This window comes from Pseudomonas leptonychotis (assembly GCF_004920405.1).
GTDB lineage: Bacteria > Pseudomonadota > Gammaproteobacteria > Pseudomonadales > Pseudomonadaceae > Aquipseudomonas > Aquipseudomonas leptonychotis.
Map to the genome: position 1 here is coordinate 2,099,752 of NZ_RFLV01000001.1, position 16,005 is coordinate 2,115,756.

Annotated in this window: 24 protein-coding genes; 8 read left to right on the forward strand and 16 right to left on the reverse strand. The window is 60.1% G+C overall.

The annotated features are described in order from the left end of the window. Positions 1-10 precede the first annotated feature (10 nt). Positions 11-457: a DUF2141 domain-containing protein gene (locus tag D8779_RS09645; RefSeq protein WP_136664191.1), complete on the reverse strand. Its 447-nt coding sequence runs from the start codon at positions 455-457 to the stop codon at positions 11-13. 31 nt (positions 458-488) lie between these two features. Here D8779_RS09645 and D8779_RS09650 point away from each other — a divergent pair, with 31 nt between their 5' ends. The 4 genes from D8779_RS09650 to darH are packed head-to-tail and all read left to right on the forward strand — an operon-like array spanning position 489 to position 4,000. Next, the gene (locus D8779_RS09650) at positions 489-1,406 is read left to right on the forward strand and encodes a dialkylrecorsinol condensing enzyme (RefSeq protein ID WP_136664192.1); all 918 of its coding nucleotides are present in this window, start codon (positions 489-491) and stop codon (positions 1,404-1,406) included. Between the two features lie 19 nt (positions 1,407-1,425). Then, positions 1,426-2,592: a beta-ketoacyl-ACP synthase III gene (locus D8779_RS09655; RefSeq protein WP_136664193.1), complete on the forward strand. Its 1,167-nt coding sequence runs from the start codon at positions 1,426-1,428 to the stop codon at positions 2,590-2,592. Then, positions 2,589-2,996, forward strand: a complete 408-nt coding sequence (locus D8779_RS09660) for a DarG family dialkylresorcinol biosynthesis protein (RefSeq protein ID WP_136664194.1) — start codon at positions 2,589-2,591, stop codon at positions 2,994-2,996. Before D8779_RS09655 ends, D8779_RS09660 begins: the two co-directional genes overlap by 4 nt. Next, positions 2,993-4,000 carry a BtrH-related acyltransferase DarH gene (gene darH, locus D8779_RS09665; RefSeq protein WP_136664195.1) on the forward strand — a complete coding sequence of 336 codons (1,008 nt, stop codon included), beginning with the start codon at positions 2,993-2,995 and terminating at the stop codon, positions 3,998-4,000. The genes D8779_RS09660 and darH overlap by 4 nt, the downstream gene beginning before the upstream one ends. 65 nt (positions 4,001-4,065) lie before the next feature. On the opposite strand, the gene D8779_RS09670 is transcribed toward darH, so the two are convergent. Genes D8779_RS09670 through D8779_RS09695 form a run of 6 tightly spaced genes read right to left on the reverse strand, consistent with a single transcriptional unit; the run spans position 4,066 to position 8,451 of the window. Then, complete coding sequence (locus D8779_RS09670; protein WP_136664196.1) at positions 4,066-4,620, reverse strand: hypothetical protein; 555 nt, start codon at positions 4,618-4,620, stop codon at positions 4,066-4,068. Beyond that, positions 4,611-5,735, reverse strand: coding sequence for a beta-ketoacyl synthase N-terminal-like domain-containing protein (locus D8779_RS09675; RefSeq protein WP_136664197.1), 1,125 nt, complete (start codon positions 5,733-5,735; stop codon positions 4,611-4,613). Before D8779_RS09675 ends, D8779_RS09670 begins: the two co-directional genes overlap by 10 nt. Next, positions 5,732-5,998 (reverse strand): acyl carrier protein, encoded by a 267-nt coding sequence (locus D8779_RS09680; protein WP_136664198.1) that lies wholly within the window; start codon positions 5,996-5,998, stop codon positions 5,732-5,734. Before D8779_RS09680 ends, D8779_RS09675 begins: the two co-directional genes overlap by 4 nt. Next, a complete protein-coding gene (locus tag D8779_RS09685) occupies positions 5,980-7,167 on the reverse strand; it encodes an ABC transporter permease (protein ID WP_136664199.1) in 1,188 nt (395 codons plus the stop codon). Before D8779_RS09685 ends, D8779_RS09680 begins: the two co-directional genes overlap by 19 nt. Then, complete coding sequence (locus D8779_RS09690; protein ID WP_136664200.1) at positions 7,164-8,051, reverse strand: ABC transporter ATP-binding protein; 888 nt, start codon at positions 8,049-8,051, stop codon at positions 7,164-7,166. Before D8779_RS09690 ends, D8779_RS09685 begins: the two co-directional genes overlap by 4 nt. Beyond that, the gene (locus D8779_RS09695; protein WP_136664201.1) at positions 8,044-8,451 is read right to left on the reverse strand and encodes a hotdog family protein; all 408 of its coding nucleotides are present in this window, start codon (positions 8,449-8,451) and stop codon (positions 8,044-8,046) included. The genes D8779_RS09690 and D8779_RS09695 overlap by 8 nt, the downstream gene beginning before the upstream one ends. Positions 8,452-8,553: 102 nt before the next feature. Between D8779_RS09695 and D8779_RS09700 the strand changes: the two genes are divergently transcribed. Beyond that, complete coding sequence (locus D8779_RS09700; protein WP_136664202.1) at positions 8,554-9,108, forward strand: methyltransferase family protein; 555 nt, start codon at positions 8,554-8,556, stop codon at positions 9,106-9,108. Positions 9,109-9,111: 3 nt separating this feature from the next. On the opposite strand, the gene D8779_RS09705 is transcribed toward D8779_RS09700, so the two are convergent. Next, positions 9,112-9,546: an outer membrane protein assembly factor BamD gene (locus tag D8779_RS09705; RefSeq protein WP_136664203.1), complete on the reverse strand. Its 435-nt coding sequence runs from the start codon at positions 9,544-9,546 to the stop codon at positions 9,112-9,114. Positions 9,547-9,668: 122 nt separating this feature from the next. Here D8779_RS09705 and pip point away from each other — a divergent pair, with 122 nt between their 5' ends. Both pip and dtd read left to right on the forward strand, forming a co-directional pair. Next, positions 9,669-10,640 (forward strand): prolyl aminopeptidase, encoded by a 972-nt coding sequence (pip, locus tag D8779_RS09710; protein ID WP_136664204.1) that lies wholly within the window; start codon positions 9,669-9,671, stop codon positions 10,638-10,640. Continuing rightward, positions 10,637-11,074: a D-aminoacyl-tRNA deacylase gene (gene dtd / locus D8779_RS09715; RefSeq protein ID WP_136664205.1), complete on the forward strand. Its 438-nt coding sequence runs from the start codon at positions 10,637-10,639 to the stop codon at positions 11,072-11,074. The genes pip and dtd overlap by 4 nt, the downstream gene beginning before the upstream one ends. A gap of 3 nt (positions 11,075-11,077) precedes the next feature. Here dtd and D8779_RS09720 read toward each other — a convergent pair whose 3' ends face one another. Continuing rightward, positions 11,078-11,668 carry a 2-hydroxychromene-2-carboxylate isomerase gene (locus D8779_RS09720; protein ID WP_136664206.1) on the reverse strand — a complete coding sequence of 197 codons (591 nt, stop codon included), beginning with the start codon at positions 11,666-11,668 and terminating at the stop codon, positions 11,078-11,080. A 39-nt stretch (positions 11,669-11,707) separates the two neighbouring features. Beyond that, a complete protein-coding gene (locus D8779_RS09725; RefSeq protein WP_136664207.1) occupies positions 11,708-12,436 on the reverse strand; it encodes an SDR family oxidoreductase in 729 nt (242 codons plus the stop codon). A gap of 101 nt (positions 12,437-12,537) precedes the next feature. On the opposite strand from D8779_RS09725, the gene D8779_RS09730 reads away from it, so the two are divergent. Next, complete coding sequence (locus D8779_RS09730; RefSeq protein ID WP_136664208.1) at positions 12,538-13,032, forward strand: winged helix-turn-helix transcriptional regulator; 495 nt, start codon at positions 12,538-12,540, stop codon at positions 13,030-13,032. 83 nt (positions 13,033-13,115) lie between these two features. On the opposite strand, the gene D8779_RS09735 is transcribed toward D8779_RS09730, so the two are convergent. Genes D8779_RS09735 through hisI form a run of 6 tightly spaced genes read right to left on the reverse strand, consistent with a single transcriptional unit; the run spans position 13,116 to position 15,943 of the window. Further along, positions 13,116-13,823: a 16S rRNA (uracil(1498)-N(3))-methyltransferase gene (locus D8779_RS09735; protein WP_136664209.1), complete on the reverse strand. Its 708-nt coding sequence runs from the start codon at positions 13,821-13,823 to the stop codon at positions 13,116-13,118. Further along, positions 13,820-14,620 carry a twin-arginine translocase subunit TatC gene (tatC, locus tag D8779_RS09740; RefSeq protein ID WP_136664210.1) on the reverse strand — a complete coding sequence of 267 codons (801 nt, stop codon included), beginning with the start codon at positions 14,618-14,620 and terminating at the stop codon, positions 13,820-13,822. Before tatC ends, D8779_RS09735 begins: the two co-directional genes overlap by 4 nt. Continuing rightward, on the reverse strand, positions 14,617-14,940 hold the full coding sequence (tatB, locus tag D8779_RS09745) for a Sec-independent protein translocase protein TatB (protein ID WP_136664211.1): 324 nt from the start codon (positions 14,938-14,940) through the stop codon (positions 14,617-14,619). Before tatB ends, tatC begins: the two co-directional genes overlap by 4 nt. 3 nt (positions 14,941-14,943) lie before the next feature. Continuing rightward, positions 14,944-15,174 carry a twin-arginine translocase TatA/TatE family subunit gene (gene tatA / locus D8779_RS09750; protein WP_136664212.1) on the reverse strand — a complete coding sequence of 77 codons (231 nt, stop codon included), beginning with the start codon at positions 15,172-15,174 and terminating at the stop codon, positions 14,944-14,946. 27 nt (positions 15,175-15,201) lie between these two features. Beyond that, complete coding sequence (locus tag D8779_RS09755) at positions 15,202-15,534, reverse strand: phosphoribosyl-ATP diphosphatase (RefSeq protein ID WP_136664213.1); 333 nt, start codon at positions 15,532-15,534, stop codon at positions 15,202-15,204. 7 nt (positions 15,535-15,541) lie between these two features. After that, complete coding sequence (gene hisI / locus D8779_RS09760) at positions 15,542-15,943, reverse strand: phosphoribosyl-AMP cyclohydrolase (protein WP_136664214.1); 402 nt, start codon at positions 15,941-15,943, stop codon at positions 15,542-15,544. Positions 15,944-16,005 lie beyond the last annotated feature (62 nt).

Consider the following 16,005-nt stretch of genomic DNA (forward strand, 5'->3'; position numbering starts at 1 on the left):
CTGGAGCTGCTTATTTTTTGGCTTTCGGGTGCTGCAAGCGGATGTGCAGTTGGCTGTTCGCTGTGCCGTGCTCGAACAGGCTGTCACGGGGCGTGGGTTTGCCGTTGAGCAGCGGCGGGTTGGCGGAAAAACCCACCGGTTCCAGCGGGATACCACGCCGGCTTTGATCGAGCTGACCGTTGCCATTGCTGTCCTGGAACAGCTCGATGGCATAGTGCCCCGGCGGCACATCAGGCCAGCGCAACTGTCCATGTTCGCTGCGCAACTGGCGCAACGGCTGTTCGGGCCAGCGCTGCTGTTCGGCGTTCACCAGCGCAGCATGCAGCGTACCGACAGCGTGAATGCCGTCCACTGTGACCAGAATGTCACCCGCTTGGGCGTACGAGCCGACCAATAGCAGCAAAAGGCCAGCCTTATAGCCGGTCTTCTTTACGGTTTGAAGAATTCTCTGTGGCATAATCCGGGCCTTTCGCAGGAAGTGGCTGGCGATGCGTCAGGTCTTGATCGTTCATTTTTCGCAAACTGGCCAGCTAGATAAGCTGGCGCAGTCAGTCTGCGCGCCGCTGCTGCAACACGCGGATATTCAGCTGGATTTCCTGGCGCTGCAACCCGCGCAACCTTACCCGTTTCCCTGGCCGTTTCTCGACTTTTTCCGGATTTTTCCAGAAACGGTGTTGATGCGCCCGCAGCCTCTGCTGCCGTTGGCGGTGGATGCGAGCAAGCGTTATGACCTGGTGATTTTGGCGTATCAGGTGTGGTTCCTCTCGCCTTCGCAACCGATGAGTGCCTTTCTCGCCTCGCCAGAAGCCGCGCAGTTGCTCAAGGGCACACCGGTGGTCACCCTGATTGGCTGCCGCAATATGTGGTTGATGGCCCAGGAGAAGATTAAAACCCGGCTCGGTGAGTTGGGTGCCAGGCTGGTCGACAATATCGCCCTGACAGACGCCTGTGGCACCGCGGCAAGTTTTCTGGCAACGCCTTTGTGGCTGTTTACCGGCCGACAGAAGCCTTACAGCTGGGTGCCGCGTGCGGGTATTGCTGAGGCAGAGATTACCGCGGCCAGTCGTTTCGGTGAGGCCATGGCGCAGCGACTGACGTTGAATGATCGGCCAATCGAGCAGCCGATGCTTGCCGGCCTTGGCGCGGTACGCATCGATGAAAAGCTGATCGCCAGTGAAAAAGTCGGCAACCGCAGTTTTCAGTTGTGGAGCCGTTTGCTGGTCGCACTTGGCCCGCAGCAGAGTCGTCGCCGTGCGGCAGGGCTGCTGGTGTATATCGTGTTTTTGTTGTGCCTGATCGTCACCGTGGTGCCGCTCAGTGCCTTGCTTAAAAAGCTGCTGGCGCCACTGTTAAAAGAGCGTACACAGCGCGAAAAAGCGTACTTTGCCGGCCCGTCTGGCGAGTGACGTGACCCGAGGAAGCCCCGTGGTACAACCTGTATATATCAATCGCATCAGTGCCTTTCTGCCCCATGAGCCAGTCGGCAATGAGCAGATGGAAGCGCGCCTGGGGCTGGTTGGCGGCAAGCCGTCGCGGGCGCGCAAACTGGTCTTGCGCAGCAATGGCATTCAGCAGCGCCACTACGTGATCGACCCGCAAACCGGCACGCCGAGCATGAACAATGCTCAGGTCAGTGCCGCGGCTATCCGTGGGCTGCTGGGTGGTGACTTCCAGCTGAGCGATGTTGATTGTTTGGTGGCCAGCAGCGCCTCGCCGGATCAGACCATGCCAGGGCATGCCGTGATGGTGCAGGGCGAACTGGGCAACCCACCGTGTGAGGTGGTGTCTACCGCCGGTATCTGCCTGTGCGGCATGACCGCGTTGAAATATGCCTGGATGAGCGTGGCCAGTGGCGAAAGCCGTAATGCCGTGGCCTGTGGCTCGGAAGTGGCCTCGACCTTGATGCAGGCGAGCAACTTCAGCGGCGAATATGAAAGCCGTCTCGACGAGCTAGAAACCCACCCGGAGATCGCCTTCGAGAAGGACTTTCTGCGCTGGATGCTTTCTGACGGCGCCGGTGCGGTGTTGCTTCAAGGCCAGCCGAATAGCAGCGGACTGAGCCTGCGTATCGATTGGATCGACATTCTCTCGTTCGCCGATCAGATGCCGGCGTGTATGTACGCCGGCGCCGATATGGTCGACGGCCAGCTGCACGGCTGGAGTCGCTACAGCGGCCACGAGCGCAACCGCCGTTCACTGATGGCGATCAAGCAGGACGTCAAGCTGCTCAACGACAACATCGTCAAATACACCGTTGAAGAAACGCTCAAGCGGATCATGGCCCGGCGCGAACTGCATGCTGAGGCCATCGATTATTTCCTTCCGCATTATTCCTCGGAGTTTTTCCGCGAGCGCCTGGCGGTGGGCTTGGCCAATGCAGGGTTGCCGATTGCGCAGGAGCGCTGGTTCACCAATTTAACCAGCAAGGGTAATACCGGTGCGGCGTCGATCTTTATCATGCTTGATGAACTGTTCAATTCGGGCGAGTTGCGCAGTGGCCAACGCCTGCTGTGCTATGTACCGGAAAGTGGGCGTTTCTCCAGCGCCTTTATGCAGCTGACCGTAGTCGGCGATGCGAGCGAACCAGCATGAAGCTTGATGAAGTACCGCAAGATCACAGCTCCACCTATGGTGGTCACTGCAAGCTCGTTTATGCGGTGGATGCCAGCGGCCATTACCAAGGTGCGCAGAGTGATGGCTGGGAGCCGGAGGCCTTTGCTACGCAAATGGCGGTGGCTGAATTACAGGAGCAGGAAGCCGAGGCGCTGGCCGCCTGGCAGCGTGGCGAGCTGTCGCCGCTCAAATGTTTGATGTACCGCTATCGCCTGGACGAACCGGCGCTCGCGCAAATTACCGGGCTTTGGCAGTGGCGCATTCGCCGGCATTTTCGCCCGAATATTTACCCGAAACTCTCAGCTGCCATCCTGGCGCGTTATGCGGAGGCCTTTGGCCTGCCCGTCGAGCAATTGATCACGTACCAGAAGGATTTGGCATGAGCAGTTTCCAGCAGCCCTTTCAGCACCAGCAGAGCGCCCACTGCGAAAGCGGGGTGATGGCCAGCCTGTTGACCCATGCCGGTTTACCAATGAGCGAACCGATGGCGTTTGGCTTGGCGTCGGGCTTGGCGTTTGCTTACTTGCCGATCGTCAAGCTCAGCGGTATGCCGCTGATTGCCTACCGTATGCCGCCCAAGTATTTGATTAAAACCTTGAGCAAACGCCTCGGCGCGAAATTGCACACACAAACCTTCAGCAACCCCGAGCAGGGCCGCCGCGAGCTTGATGCCGCGCTGGACAGCGGGCGTTTGGCCGGATTACAGAGCTCGGTGTTCTGGTTGCCGTACTTTCCACCGGAGATGCGCTTTCACTTCAACGCGCACAATCTGCTGGCGTACGGCCGCGAGGGTAATGAATACCTGATCAGTGACCCGGTATTCGAACAGCCGGTGCGCTGCGCCGTCGAGGATTTGCAGAAAGCCCGCTTTGCCAAAGGCGCGCTGGCCGCCAAAGGGCTGATGTACTGGCTCGACGACGTGCCGCTGCAGCAGGACTGGAGCAAGCTGATCCGCCAGAGCGTGCTGTCTACCACGCGCATCCTCGACGGCATGCCGTTGCCGTGGATTGGTGTTCGTGGCATCCAGCATCTGGCCAAGCAGATCGATAAGCTTGACCCGGCGCAGAGCAAATACAACCGCCTGTACCTGACTCACATCGTGCGCATGCAGGAAGAGATCGGCACCGGTGGTGCGGGCTTCCGCTTTATGTACGCGAGCTTTCTGCAGGAAGCCGGCGAGAAACTTGGCGACAGTAACCTGCAAGAGGCTTCGGCGCAGCTGACGGCGATTGGTGATAATTGGCGCCAGTTTGCTTCGGCCTGCGTACGCGCCAGCCGCAACAAAACTGAGACGCCGAACTTCGCGCCGATTGCCGAAAGCCTGCGCGGCATCGCGTTGCAAGAGCGTGGATTGATGAAAGAATTGGCGGCCTGGAGCAAGCGTTAGGGCGGAGCGTGCGTTATAGCTCCACCGTCCAAGCACCGAGGGTGGATGAAAACGGCGTCATCCACCTACAGATTGATTCGTAGCACCTCAGTGCCTGCGCTTAGCTCGGCAAAGTTGGCAGCGTGGGCCGTCGTCGTCCCTTCAAGTAGCACCGCCTGCACGCAGAAGTCGCCATGCTCATCGCAAACCAATAGCAGTGCTTGCTCGATCAAACCATCCTGAAGGTCCAGATTGGCCAGTGCCTGTAAGTGCGTCCAGACCTGCTCGCCCGCACCGATAAACAGATTCGGCCCATCAATGCCCAGCTGCTGAGCGATATGAAAACCCGCCGCATTGCTCACGCTATTCACAAATTCGAAGGGTTTCGGCTGCTTGTGTTGCACACACGTCGCCTCTAACAAGGCGGCCATGGTCGCCCGCGCTGGGTGGGCGGAGGCCAGGTACAGGCCGCAGTGGCTAAGCACCTGGGCTTTCAAGGGGGCGGCGGCCAGCAGGCATTGCAGGATCAGACGGTCAATGCGTCGCGGCGGACTGTCCAGCCATTGTCCTAGGGCGGCCTTCAATTGCTTGTCGTCGGTAGTGGCCAAACCACGAACTTCATTGGCGGCGATTACCGGCATGGGCTTTCTCCCTGCATACAACCCTGCATGACGAGGCTGGCGTTATTGCCACCAAAACCAAAGAAATTGGCCAGCAGCATACTGTCTGCCGCCAGTGGCTGCGGCGTTGCGCTCAGCGGCAGCATGGCGCTGTTGGCATAGGCCACACCCGGTAACGGGCCCTCCTGCAGACAGCCCAACAGCAGCAGGCTCTCACTCAGGCCGCAGGCCCCTAAGGTATGTCCGAGCCAGGGTTTGAGCAGGCTCAAGGCTGGCATTTGCGCGCCATATAACAGCCGTATGCCGTTGCTTTCGGCTTCATCATTGGCGCCGGTGGCGGTGCCGTGCAGCTTGACCAAATTGATCTGGTCGGCCGTGCAAGCGGCGCTTTTCAGTGCCTGCTGCATGACCCAATGGATATGGCTGCCATCTTCGCGGGTGGTGGTCAGGCTGCTGGTGTCGCAGGCGCTGAAACCGCCGAGCAAACGTGCCAGCGGGTTAGCGCCGGGTTCGCGACTGAGCAGTGCCGCGCAGTAGGCTTCACCGAGAATGAGGCCATCGCGTTCGGGATGAAAGGGCCGGTACTGGCCGCTGGGGCTGGTTAGGCCCAGCGCGCCGAAGCCCTGCATGGCGATGGCGCTGGGCGTTTCGAAACTCAGCACCAGGCTGCGTGTGTACTGACCCGTGTTGAGCAGGCGGGCAGCGTAGAGCAAGCCGTTGGCGGCGCTGGTGCAGGCGGTGTTGAGGGTGAACGCTGCAGCGAAGCCCCAGCTCTGGCGCAACTGCTTGGCGATCAAGTCCAGTGAGGTTGAGTCGCCAGGTTGAAAGCCGTGGTGCTCGCGGGTCTGTGTTTCTAAGTCGGCGATGTCGAGGCTGGTGCTGGCGACAATCAGCAGGCAGTCGTCCAGTGCCTGCGGTTGGGCACCGAGGGTTTCGCCAATTAGCCGGTTCAGGCGCTGGGTCAGGCTTTCGCCGGTCTGCGCAGCGTACAGATAACTGCGTGGCTCATGCACTTCATGCAGTTGGAACTGCCCCGCTGGTGCAGTGCGGCCCTGCTGCATGGCCAGAGCGGCCGTGTGTAGATCTTCGCCGAGGGCGCAGTGTAAGGCGGCGCGTTGCAGGTAAACCGGCGTCACTGTTGCAGCCTGATATAGGCCGCAATAGTGGCGATGGTGTTGAGGATGCGCCGGCCATCTTTGGCGCCTTCAATGCGTACGCCGTAGTGTTGCTGCAGGGCCAGGGAGACCTGCAGGGCGTCGAGGCTGTCCATCTGAATACGGCTCTTCGGGCCGAATAAAGCCTCATCGTCGGCGATGCTCTGCCAATCGATATCGTCTTCCTTGTCGCACTCGCGAATCAGCAGTTGTTTGAGTTGTTGTTCTAGTAATGAGTGGTCCATTGCGTGCGCTGTACTCGTCGGGTGAACAGAAGCAGCCCGCCTGCGCCGAACAGTGTTGCAAACAGCAGCAGGCGCGCGCAGTAGGGGGCGATGTCGGCCAGTGAGCCGTGGCCCACCAGCAAGGTGAGAAAGGCGTCCAGCGCCCAGCTCATGGGCGAAACTTCGGCCAGTTGGGCCATGGCCGCCGGCATTACGCTCTTGGGTACCATGATCCCGCCGATGGCGGCGAGCATGATATTGATGCCGCCACCGAGCAACAGTGCTTGTTCACTGCTGCGCGCCAGGGCGGCGAGCAGCAGGCCGAGGCTGCAGGTGGCCAGCGCGATGCTGATGGCCAGCAACCCGTAGGCTGCGGCACTGCCGGGCAAGCTGAGTGCGGGTAAGCCGAGTAGCGGTAAGCCGTACACACCGATAGCCAGTAACAGCCCGAACTGCAGCAGATTGATCGCCAGGTACGGCAGCAACTTGCTCAGCACCAGGGTGCTCAGGCTCAACCCCAGGCAGCGCAGACGCAGCAGGGTGCCGCTTTGTTGCTCACGTTGGAAGCCGCCCGCCATGGGCAGAACGACGAAGAACATGCCGAAAATCAGCCAGGCAGGCACGCTCAGTTGGGTGGCGTTAGCGCGGCCGCTAAGGTCGCCGCTGGCCAGTTGTTCTTGCTCGATGATCTGGCTTTGGGTGCGTTGCTGTACCAGCTTCAGGCGCGCAGCGCGGCTTAGCTCAGCATCAACCACGCCGCTGTCTTCCAGATAAGCCAGCAGGCGGGTTTGCGCCAGGGCGATGCTCACCGCGCTGCGCAGACGTTGGCGCGAGAGTTTGTCGAACTGCGCGGGGAAGCTCAGGCTGGGCCCTTGGTGCGGGCTGTCCAGCAGCGTATCGGCAAACGTCTCGGGTACGTGTACGCGAGCCAGGCGCTCATCACTGCTGGGCAGCAGTTGGCTATCGGCTAATTGCGCCTGCAAGGCTTCGCGGAAGAACTGGCTGGCGTCGTCATCCTGCTGCAGTTCCAGCACCAGGCGCAGGGCCGGTGGTTTGTCCTGCATATAGTTGGACATGGCCCCGGCCATCAGCAGCAAGAACAGGGTCGGCATGATAAACAGCACGGCCAGCGCATGAGGGTCGCGCAGCAGCAACAACGCTTCTTTGCGCGTCAGCGCCCAGAGCCTCATAGCCGGCCTCCGTTCAAGCGCAGGTAGAGCTGCTCAAGCGAGGGGCGACCAAAGCGCAGCAAGTTGGGTAGGCCATCCTGGGCGGCAATAAATTCGCTGATGGCCAGCAGCTGCTGGCTGTTTAGCGCGGCGATACGCAGGCCCTTGGGCAGTATTTCGGCATGCAGTTGCAGGCGCGCCAGCAACTCATCTAGGCCAGCGGGTGGCGCATCTGGCCACTCCAGCAGCAGGCCGTGGTCATCGCCAAGCAGTTGGCGTTTATCCAGGTCCAGGCGTACCTGACCTTCATGCAGCAGCAGGATGCGCTGCGCCACGCGTTCAACTTCTTCCAGGTAGTGGCTGGTGTAGATCACCGCTTTACCGTCAGCTGTCAGCGCTTCTACGGCGGCCAGCAGAGACTGGCGGTTGTTGGCATCCACGCCCACGGTAGCTTCATCGAATAAATACAGCTCGGCCGGTTGCAGCAGGCCGATGGCGAAATTCAGGCGCCGCTGTTCGCCGCCGGAAAGCTGCTCACTGCGCCGCGTCAGCTTGTCTTCCAGGGCGCAGATGTCGATGCATTGTTGCAGGCGCTGACGGCGTTCGGTGCCGCGCAAGCGATACAGGTCGGCAAACAGTTCGAGGTTTTCACCCACCTTAAGCCCGGCATAGAAGGCCAGCTGCTGCGGTACCAGGCCGAGCCTGGGTTGACTGCTATCCCAACGCAGTTCGCCCTGCTGCAGGGCCAGTACGCCGCTGAGCAGCGACAGCAGGGTGGTTTTGCCGGCGCCATTACTGCCGAGCAGGCCGAGGCACTCGCCGGCGTTCAGCTGCAAATTAATGCTCTGTAACGCCGCTCGGCGGGTGCCTGGGTAGCAGTGGCTGACGCACTTGAGTTCAAGCATGGATCAGGACCAGCAGCAGTTTGCCGTCGAGCAACAAGCGTTGTTCGCTATGGATGCTGAAGGCGTAGAGTGCGCCGGCTGGGCTCAGCGCCTCCTGATGAGCGCTAACCTGCAGCGTACCGCTGCGCTGCGCCGGTTCATGGTGCAACTGCAACTGCGAGAGCTTGCCGACCAGGGCCATTTCAATGGTGCTGGCATCGCCGTATAAGGCACCATGCGCGGCGCACAACTGTGCCGCTGCCTCGAACAGCAGGCAAGGCGATGCGTCAGCGCCCAAGGCGTGCAGATGGTGCCAGGCACTCAGGCCTTGAATGCTGAGCGGGTTATGCGCCAACAGGCCGTCCAGCCAGAGGGCTGGGCCTTGGTGGGGCAGCAGGCTGTGCAGTTGAGTGCGATCCATTGCGGGCGGCCGAGAGAAACAGGTCGGCAGTGTAACAGAGGGCTACAGGTCAGGCAGCGCCTGGCTTTGCCCGCAGTTTGAACAGGTATTAGAGGTGGGCGGATGAGTGGCTTGCAGGGGTTGGTTTTTGGGTTAGGGACGCTGATGTTGCTGGCGCTGTCTTGGCAGGCTTTGCGCCGGCCCCAGTCCCACGGTTTTTATCGCTTCTTCGCTTGGGAGGCGATTTTACTGCTGCTGGTGCTCAATGGCCCACTGTGGTTTGTCGAGCGTTTTGCCGCCCATCAACTGGCGTCCTGGGCGCTGCTGTTTGCCTCCTTGCTGGTGTTATTCCCCGGTCTCTATCAGCTGCGGCGCATGGGGCGTCCTGATCAGCAGCGCACGGACGCGGAGCTGTTCGCCTTCGAACGCACCTCGCAATTGGTGACCAGCGGTATCTTCAGTTACATCCGCCACCCGCTGTATGCGTCGTTGCTCTTGCTGGCCTGGGGCGTGGCGTGCAAGCAGCCCAATGGTCTGAGCCTGGTCTTGGCGCTGCTGGCCAGCCTGGCACTGTGGTTGACCGCCAAACGCGACGAAGCAGAATGCTTGCAGCAGTTTGGCGAGGCGTATCGCCGTTATATGCAGCGCAGCAAGATGTTTATTCCTGCGGTGTTTTAGCCGCTACTCCCAGCTCAGGCGCGCCAGCTGCCACTCATCACCCTCCAGCCACCACTCCATTTTTACGCTGTAGTGACGGGCGCTGTCGGGGATCAGGCCTTCGGCACCGGCGACTGCAACCTGGGCCTCGGTGTGGCCTTTCTCGCTGTAGGTCGCGTCGACAAAGCTGTTCTTGCTCAGGGCCAGCACCTTGACGTTTTTGTGCCGCATAAACAGCAGCAACATGGTGCGTTGTGCCCATTCGCGGTCGAACTCGCCCTGAGCAGAGAACTGTGGGTGCAGCTGGTCGAGCACCGCGCTGTTCTGCTTTGCTTCGAGGTTGTCTTGCAGTTGCTGTACGGCGGCCTCGAGTGCAACCTGTGGGTCATTTTTGCCACCGCAACCGCTGAGTAGGGCGCAAAACATTAGGAAAGCTAAGGCAAATATCCGTGTTGGCATGCTGAACTCCTGTTTCATGGTTATGATGCCCGGCAGAGCGTCAAACGTCTGCGCCGCGTTTGTGTTGCGCAAGGTCGTTGACGTTACGCAACGCTTTATTCAGGTCAAGTCAGGAGCATGCCATGCAGACCTTGTATCCGGAAATCAAACCCTACGCCCGTCATGAGCTGGCGGTGCAGTCGCCGCACGTGCTGTATGTCGACGAGAGTGGGTCGCCGGATGGTTTGCCTGTGGTGTTTATCCATGGCGGCCCTGGGGCCGGTTGTGACGCCGCCAGCCGGCGCTACTTCGACCCTAATCTGTACCGCATCATCACCTTCGATCAGCGCGGCTGCGGGCGTTCCACTCCGCATGCCAGCCTGGAGAACAACACCACTCAAGCACTGATCGCCGACATGGAAGTGATCCGTGAGCAGCTGGGCATTGATAAGTGGGTGCTGTTCGGTGGTTCCTGGGGTTCAACCCTGGCGCTTGCTTACGCGCAAACCCATCCGCAGCGTGTACATGGGTTGATTCTGCGTGGCATCTTCCTCTGCCGCCCACAGGAAATCAGCTGGTTCTATCAGGCCGGCGCCAGCCGCTTGTTCCCGGATTATTGGGAGGATTACCTCGCGCCGATCCCGGCCGATGAGCGCGGTGATCTGGTGCAGGCGTTCTACAAGCGCCTGACGGGGCCCGATCAGATTGCCCAGATGCATGCAGCCAAGGCGTGGTCGACCTGGGAAGGCCGTACCGCTACTCTGCGGCCTAATCCGCAGGTGGTCGATCGCTTTACTGACAGCCATCGAGCGCTGTCGATTGCCCGCATCGAATGCCATTACTTCGTCAACAACGCCTTCCTTGAGCAGGATCAGCTGCTGCGTGATATGCCGAAGATTGCCCATTTGCCAGGGGTAATCGTGCATGGCCGTTACGACGTGATCTGTCCACTGGATAACGCCTGGGCCCTGCATCAGGCCTGGCCGAACAGCGAGCTGCAGATTATTCGCGATGCGGGCCATTCAGCGGCCGAAACGGGGATTACCGATGCGTTGGTGCGTGCAGCCGATGAACTGGCCCATCGCTTACTTAATCTGGCGCCAGACGAAGCATGAAGGCGCTGATTCAGCGTGTGCGTGGCGCTCGGGTGGAGGTGGCCGGTGAGGTGGTTGGCGCGATTGATCAGGGCTTGCTCGCGCTGGTCGGCGTCGAGCCGCAGGACACCCCTGCCAGCGTCGAAAAAGCGCTGCACAAGCTGCTCAACTACCGAGTGTTTAGCGATGCCGCCGGCAAGATGAACTTGTCGCTAAGCGATGTTGAGGGTGGCTTGCTGCTGGTTTCCCAATTCACTCTGGCCGCCGACACCAAGAGCGGCTTACGCCCGAGTTTTTCCAGCGCCGCGCCGCCGGCCCTGGGTGCTGAGTTGTTCGACTTGCTGGTAGCGCAAGCCCGCGCCAAGCACCCGCATGTTGCCACCGGCCAGTTCGGCGCTGATATGCAGGTGCATCTGGTCAACGACGGGCCGGTGACCTTCCTACTGGAAAGCTAGCGCTTAGCGCGTGTTCAATGCCTCGGCGACAAAGTCGAGGCGATCCTGGCCGAAGTGCATTTCATCGCCGACAAAGAAGGTCGGGGCGCCGAATACGCCGCGCTTGATGGCTTCTTCGGTGGTGGCCTTAAGGCGTTCTTTGACCGTTTCATCACTGACCAAACGCTCGAACTCGGCAGGGTCAAAACCCGCTGCGCTTAACACTTCAGCGACCACTTCAGGTTTGCCGAGATTTTTCTGCTGTATCCACAACGCCTCAAACACGGTTTTCACATAATGCTCGAAGCGCTCACCGCCCTGGTAGCCGGCCGCGCCGCGCATCAAGGTCAGGGTGTTGATTGGGAAGCTTGGGTTGAACTGCATGGTGGCGCCATAACGCGCGGCGAAACGTGCCAGGTCTTGCAACATCCAGCGGCCTTTGTTCGGGATCATCACCGGCGATTGATTGCCCGCAGCCTTGAATACAGCGCCCAGTAGCATGGGTTTCCAGCTGATTTGTGCACCTGCTTGCTCGGCAATGCGCGGAAGTTGAGTCCAGGCCAGGTAGCTGGCCGGGCTGCCGAAATCGAAGAAAAACTCTACGGTCTTGCTCATGGAGTGTCCTGTTGTCAGGTTCGAGGTTAGTGGTGGCTTCTAGAACTTTTCTGTCCAGGGACGCAGATCCATCTCATGTACCCAACAGTCGCGAGGCTGGCAGTGAATTTGCCAGTAAGTGTCGGCAATGTGTTCCGGGTTGAGGGTGCCGTCCTGCTCTTTGCGTTTGTACAGTTCGGGGAAGGTGTCGCGGATAAACGCCGTGTCGATGGCTCCGTCGATGATCGGGTGAGCGACATGAATGCCTTCAGGGCCGAGTTCACGGGCCATGCTCTGGGCCAGGGCGCGCAAGGCGAACTTGGCGCTGGCGAAGGCGCTGAACTTGGCACTGCCGCGCAGCGAAGCGGTTGCGCCGGTAAAAATAATCGTACCTTGGCCGCGTGGCAGCATGACCTTCGCAGCTTCACGACCAGTGAGGAAGCCTGCGAGGGCGGCCATTTCCCAGACTTTGCGATACACCCGCTCGGTGGTTTCGGTGATGGAGAATTGCACGTTGGCGCCGATGTTGAAAATTACGGCATGCAGTGGGCCGACTTCACGTTCGATGGTGGCCACCATCTCGATCACTTGCTCCTCTACTCGCGCATCGCAGGCAAAGGCCCGCGCACTGCCACCGGCCGCTTCAATTTCGGCCACCAGGGGTTCTAGTTTGTCGGCGCTACGTCGCGCTACGCAGGCAACATAGCCCTCGCGGGCGAAGCGTTTGGCGATGGCGCCGCCGGTAGCGTCACCGGCACCGACTACCAGGATTGCTTTGCGTTCGGTCATTGCAGTTCTCCACAGTTCTATTTTGGAACTTGGCTAGATAGTCGGTTCCATTTTGGAACCTGTCAAGCTATCGTGCAGTCATTGCAGCGGGAGAATGGCGCATGCGTTGGGAAGAACTTGAGCAGCAACCCTGCTCCTTGGCCCGCACCTTATCGGTGGTGGGTGATCGCTGGACCTTGTTGGTGCTGCGCGAGAGTTTTCTCGGTATCCGGCGTTTCGACGAGTTCGAGAAGCGTCTGGGGATTACCCGGCATGTGTTGGCCGACCGCCTGAAAAAGCTGGTGGAGGCGGCGGTGCTGGACAAGGTGGCGTATCAGCAGCGACCGCTGCGTGAGGAATATTGCCTAAGTGCCAAGGGCCGCGACCTGTATCCAGCCATCATGGCCCTGGTCCACTGGGGCGACCGCCATATGAGTGGCACCGAGGGCGCACCGATCCGTCACATCCATCGTGGCTGCGGTAAACCGATGCATGGCGTGCTGGTGTGTTCGGAGTGTGGAGAGCCGCTTGCGGCGCGTGATGTGACGCTGGAGGAGGCGCCTGCTCTCAAGGGCCTGCTACTGCCGGCGCACTGGCACGACAAGCAGGCGTTGTAGGGTGGATGACGCTTTTCTCATCCACCATCGCGACGTGGTGGATGGATACAGCGCCATCCACCCTACGAGTCAGGGATGCCTAGTTAAAACAAGCGCGCCAGCAAGGCGGTGACCGCCGTTTCCACCCGCAAAATCCGCTCGCCCAGTTGCACAGGTTGCAGGCCAGCGTGCTGTAGTTTTTCTACTTCGTAGGGAATCCAGCCGCCCTCCGGACCGATCGCCAGGGTTACCGGTTGCTCGACCGCGCGCGGGCAAGCCGGGTAGTCACCCGGATGGCCGGTCAAGCCAAGGGTGCCCGCCGCAATGGCGGGCAGTTGATCTTCGACGAAGGGCTTGAAACGCTTCTCGATGATCACTTCGGGCAATACGGTATCGCGGGTCTGCTCAAGGCCGAGAATCAGTTGCTCGCGAATCGCCGCAGGTTCAAGAAACGGGGTTTGCCAGAAGCTTTTTTCTACCCGATAGCTATTGAGCAGAATCAGTCGGGGCACGCCCATGCTGCTGACCGTTTGCAGCACACGGCGCAGCATCTTTGGCCGGGGCAGGGCCAGCAGCAGGGTCAATGGCAGTTTGGCCGGTGGCGGCTGGTCGAGCTGAACGGATAACTCAGCGTGCTCGGCATTCAGCCGCAGCAACTGGCCGCTGCCCATCAGGCCATCCAGCCGGCCGACACGCAGGCTGTCGCCGACTTCGGCGCGGTGCACTTCATGCAGGTGTTTGAGGCGCCGGCCTGTGAGCAACACGCGGTCATCGGCGATAAAGTCGCCGTCTTCCAGTAGCAGCAGGTTCACGGTTGGGCGGCGGGCGGTTGATCGCTTGGCGCGTCTTCGCTATCGCTCTCGTCGGCTTCCTGCTCGGCGCGGCGTTTGACCATAGCGCCAAATAGCAGCCCGGTTTCGAATAGCAGCCACATGGGCAGGGCTAGCAGGGTCTGCGAGAACACGTCGGGCGGCGTCAGTACCATTCCGACGACAAAGCAACCGACCACCACATAGGGGCGACTCTTGCGCAGGGTGGCGACATCGACCACACCGATCCAGATCAGCAAAAAGGTGGCAATCGGAATCTCGAACGCTACGCCGAAGGCAAAGAAGAGGGTGAGGACGAAGTCCAGATACTGGCCAATGTCGGTCATCATCGCCACGCCTTCCGGGGTCACGCTGGCGAAGAAGCCAAACATGATCGGGAACACCACGAAATAAGCGAAAGCCATGCCGCCGTAAAACAGCAGAATGCTGGAGATCAGCAGGGGGATCGCGATGCGCTTCTCGTGCTTATACAGGCCAGGCGCAATAAAGCCCCAGATCTGATGCAGGATGATCGGGATGGCCAGAAACAGCGCGACCATCAGGGTCAACTTGAACGGCGTGAGGAAGGGCGAAGCCACGCCGGTGGCGATCATTGTTGCGCCTTCCGGCAGGTAGGCGCGCAGCGGCGCCGCGACCAGCGCGTAAATGTCCTGAGAGAAATAGAACAGCCCGGCAAACAGCAGCAAAACCGCCCCGACAATCCGCAGCAGGCGTGTACGCAGCTCAGTCAGGTGGGAGACCAGGGGCATTTCCTGGTCGCTGTCCGATAGTCGGCTCATGGCTGCGGGTTTTTATCCTGGAGGCTGGTTTCGGTTGCGGAGGGTGTTTCGGTCAGGCTGCTGAGCGGTGAATTGAGCTTTTGTTTAGCCGCGTTCATCTCACGCTCAAGCTCAAGAATGTTTTCGTTATGCAGTTGCCGGCGGATTTCATCTGCGCCGATTTCGCGCTCCACCTCCGCCTTGATCGCGCTGAAGCTGCGTTTGATCCGGCCGATCCACAAACCAGCAGTGCGCACGGCTCCCGGCAGGCGGTCCGGACCCAATACCACCAAGGCCACGATGCCAACCAGCAGCAGCTCGGTAAAGCCAATATCGAACATGGCTTAGTCTTTTTTCGCCGGTTCTTCGACCTTGCGCGCCTGGGCGTCAATGGTCTGACCTTTAGGCTCTTCCACGGCCGGCTTGTCTTCTTCGCTGCCCATGGATTTTTTGAAGCCCTTGATCGCATCGCCAAGGTCCGAACCCAGGCCTTTAAGGCGCTTGGTGCCGAACAGCATGACTACGATCAGCAGGACGATCAGAAGTTGCCAGATGCTAATGCCACCGAATCCCATAATGCGTACTCCGTAATAAGAGGTTAATCAGTTCTGCGGACGTGAAGCTTTTTCCGCGTGGCCGGACAGGCCGAAGCGTCGATCCAGCTCGTCCAGCACGGCCTGCGGATGCTGGCCGAGGGCGGCGAGCATGATCAGGCTATGGAACCACAGGTCGGCGGTTTCGTAGATTACATCGCTGCAGTCACCGCTGACCGCAGCATCTTTGGCAGCGAGGATGGTTTCCACCGACTCTTCGCCGACCTTTTCCAGAATCTTGTTCAGGCCCTTGTGGTACAGGCTGGCAACGTAGGAGCTGTCAGCATCCGCGCCCTTGCGTGACTCCAGTACTTCAGCCAGGCGGCTCAGGGTGTCGCTCATGCCCGTATCACTCATGGTTGTGGCCTGCGCTATAAATGGCGTGCGGATCTTTGATCACCGCCTCGACGGTTTTCCAGCTGCCGTTCTCAAACACGCGGTAGAAGCAGCTTTCCCGACCGGTATGGCAGGCAATGCCGCCCACTTGCTCAACCATCAGGATGATCACGTCAGCGTCGCAATCTAGGCGCAGTTCATGCAGTTTCTGCACATGGCCGGATTCTTCGCCTTTGCGCCACAGCTTACCGCGCGAGCGTGACCAGTAGATGGCGCGCTGTTCGCGGGTGGTCAGGGCCAGAGATTCACGGTTCATCCAGGCCATCATCAACACGCGGCCAGTTTTATGATCCTGGGCGATTGCCGGCACCAGGCCGTCGCTGTTCCAGTTGATTTCGTCGAGCCAGTCAGTCATCGCTATATCCGCCCATACCGGGCTGTTTGATTCAGAAACTAGTGTGCCAGTGCATCCCCGGC

What these genes read in the sequence shown, in the direction of transcription:
- D8779_RS09680 (WP_136664198.1), bottom strand. Translation starts at nt 5,998, where the DNA reads ATGGACCACTCATTACTAGAACAACAACTCAAACAACTGCTGATTCGC.
- tatB (WP_136664211.1), bottom strand. Translation starts at nt 14,940, where the DNA reads ATGTTCGATATTGGCTTTACCGAGCTGCTGCTGGTTGGCATCGTGGCC.
- dtd (WP_136664205.1), top strand. Translation starts at nt 10,637, where the DNA reads ATGAAGGCGCTGATTCAGCGTGTGCGTGGCGCTCGGGTGGAGGTGGCC.
- D8779_RS09725 (WP_136664207.1), bottom strand. Translation starts at nt 12,436, where the DNA reads ATGACCGAACGCAAAGCAATCCTGGTAGTCGGTGCCGGTGACGCTACC.
- tatC (WP_136664210.1), bottom strand. Translation starts at nt 14,620, where the DNA reads ATGAGCCGACTATCGGACAGCGACCAGGAAATGCCCCTGGTCTCCCAC.
- darH (WP_136664195.1), top strand. Translation starts at nt 2,993, where the DNA reads ATGAGCAGTTTCCAGCAGCCCTTTCAGCACCAGCAGAGCGCCCACTGC.
- hisI (WP_136664214.1), bottom strand. Translation starts at nt 15,943, where the DNA reads ATGACTGACTGGCTCGACGAAATCAACTGGAACAGCGACGGCCTGGTG.
- pip (WP_136664204.1), top strand. Translation starts at nt 9,669, where the DNA reads ATGCAGACCTTGTATCCGGAAATCAAACCCTACGCCCGTCATGAGCTG.
- D8779_RS09685 (WP_136664199.1), bottom strand. Translation starts at nt 7,167, where the DNA reads ATGAGGCTCTGGGCGCTGACGCGCAAAGAAGCGTTGTTGCTGCTGCGC.
- D8779_RS09755 (WP_136664213.1), bottom strand. Translation starts at nt 15,534, where the DNA reads ATGAGCGACACCCTGAGCCGCCTGGCTGAAGTACTGGAGTCACGCAAG.
- D8779_RS09670 (WP_136664196.1), bottom strand. Translation starts at nt 4,620, where the DNA reads ATGCCGGTAATCGCCGCCAATGAAGTTCGTGGTTTGGCCACTACCGAC.
- D8779_RS09720 (WP_136664206.1), bottom strand. Translation starts at nt 11,668, where the DNA reads ATGAGCAAGACCGTAGAGTTTTTCTTCGATTTCGGCAGCCCGGCCAGC.
- D8779_RS09695 (WP_136664201.1), bottom strand. Translation starts at nt 8,451, where the DNA reads ATGGATCGCACTCAACTGCACAGCCTGCTGCCCCACCAAGGCCCAGCC.
- D8779_RS09650 (WP_136664192.1), top strand. Translation starts at nt 489, where the DNA reads ATGCGTCAGGTCTTGATCGTTCATTTTTCGCAAACTGGCCAGCTAGAT.
- tatA (WP_136664212.1), bottom strand. Translation starts at nt 15,174, where the DNA reads ATGGGATTCGGTGGCATTAGCATCTGGCAACTTCTGATCGTCCTGCTG.
- D8779_RS09660 (WP_136664194.1), top strand. Translation starts at nt 2,589, where the DNA reads ATGAAGCTTGATGAAGTACCGCAAGATCACAGCTCCACCTATGGTGGT.
- D8779_RS09690 (WP_136664200.1), bottom strand. Translation starts at nt 8,051, where the DNA reads ATGCTTGAACTCAAGTGCGTCAGCCACTGCTACCCAGGCACCCGCCGA.
- D8779_RS09705 (WP_136664203.1), bottom strand. Translation starts at nt 9,546, where the DNA reads ATGCCAACACGGATATTTGCCTTAGCTTTCCTAATGTTTTGCGCCCTA.
- D8779_RS09700 (WP_136664202.1), top strand. Translation starts at nt 8,554, where the DNA reads ATGAGTGGCTTGCAGGGGTTGGTTTTTGGGTTAGGGACGCTGATGTTG.
- D8779_RS09730 (WP_136664208.1), top strand. Translation starts at nt 12,538, where the DNA reads ATGCGTTGGGAAGAACTTGAGCAGCAACCCTGCTCCTTGGCCCGCACC.
- D8779_RS09645 (WP_136664191.1), bottom strand. Translation starts at nt 457, where the DNA reads ATGCCACAGAGAATTCTTCAAACCGTAAAGAAGACCGGCTATAAGGCT.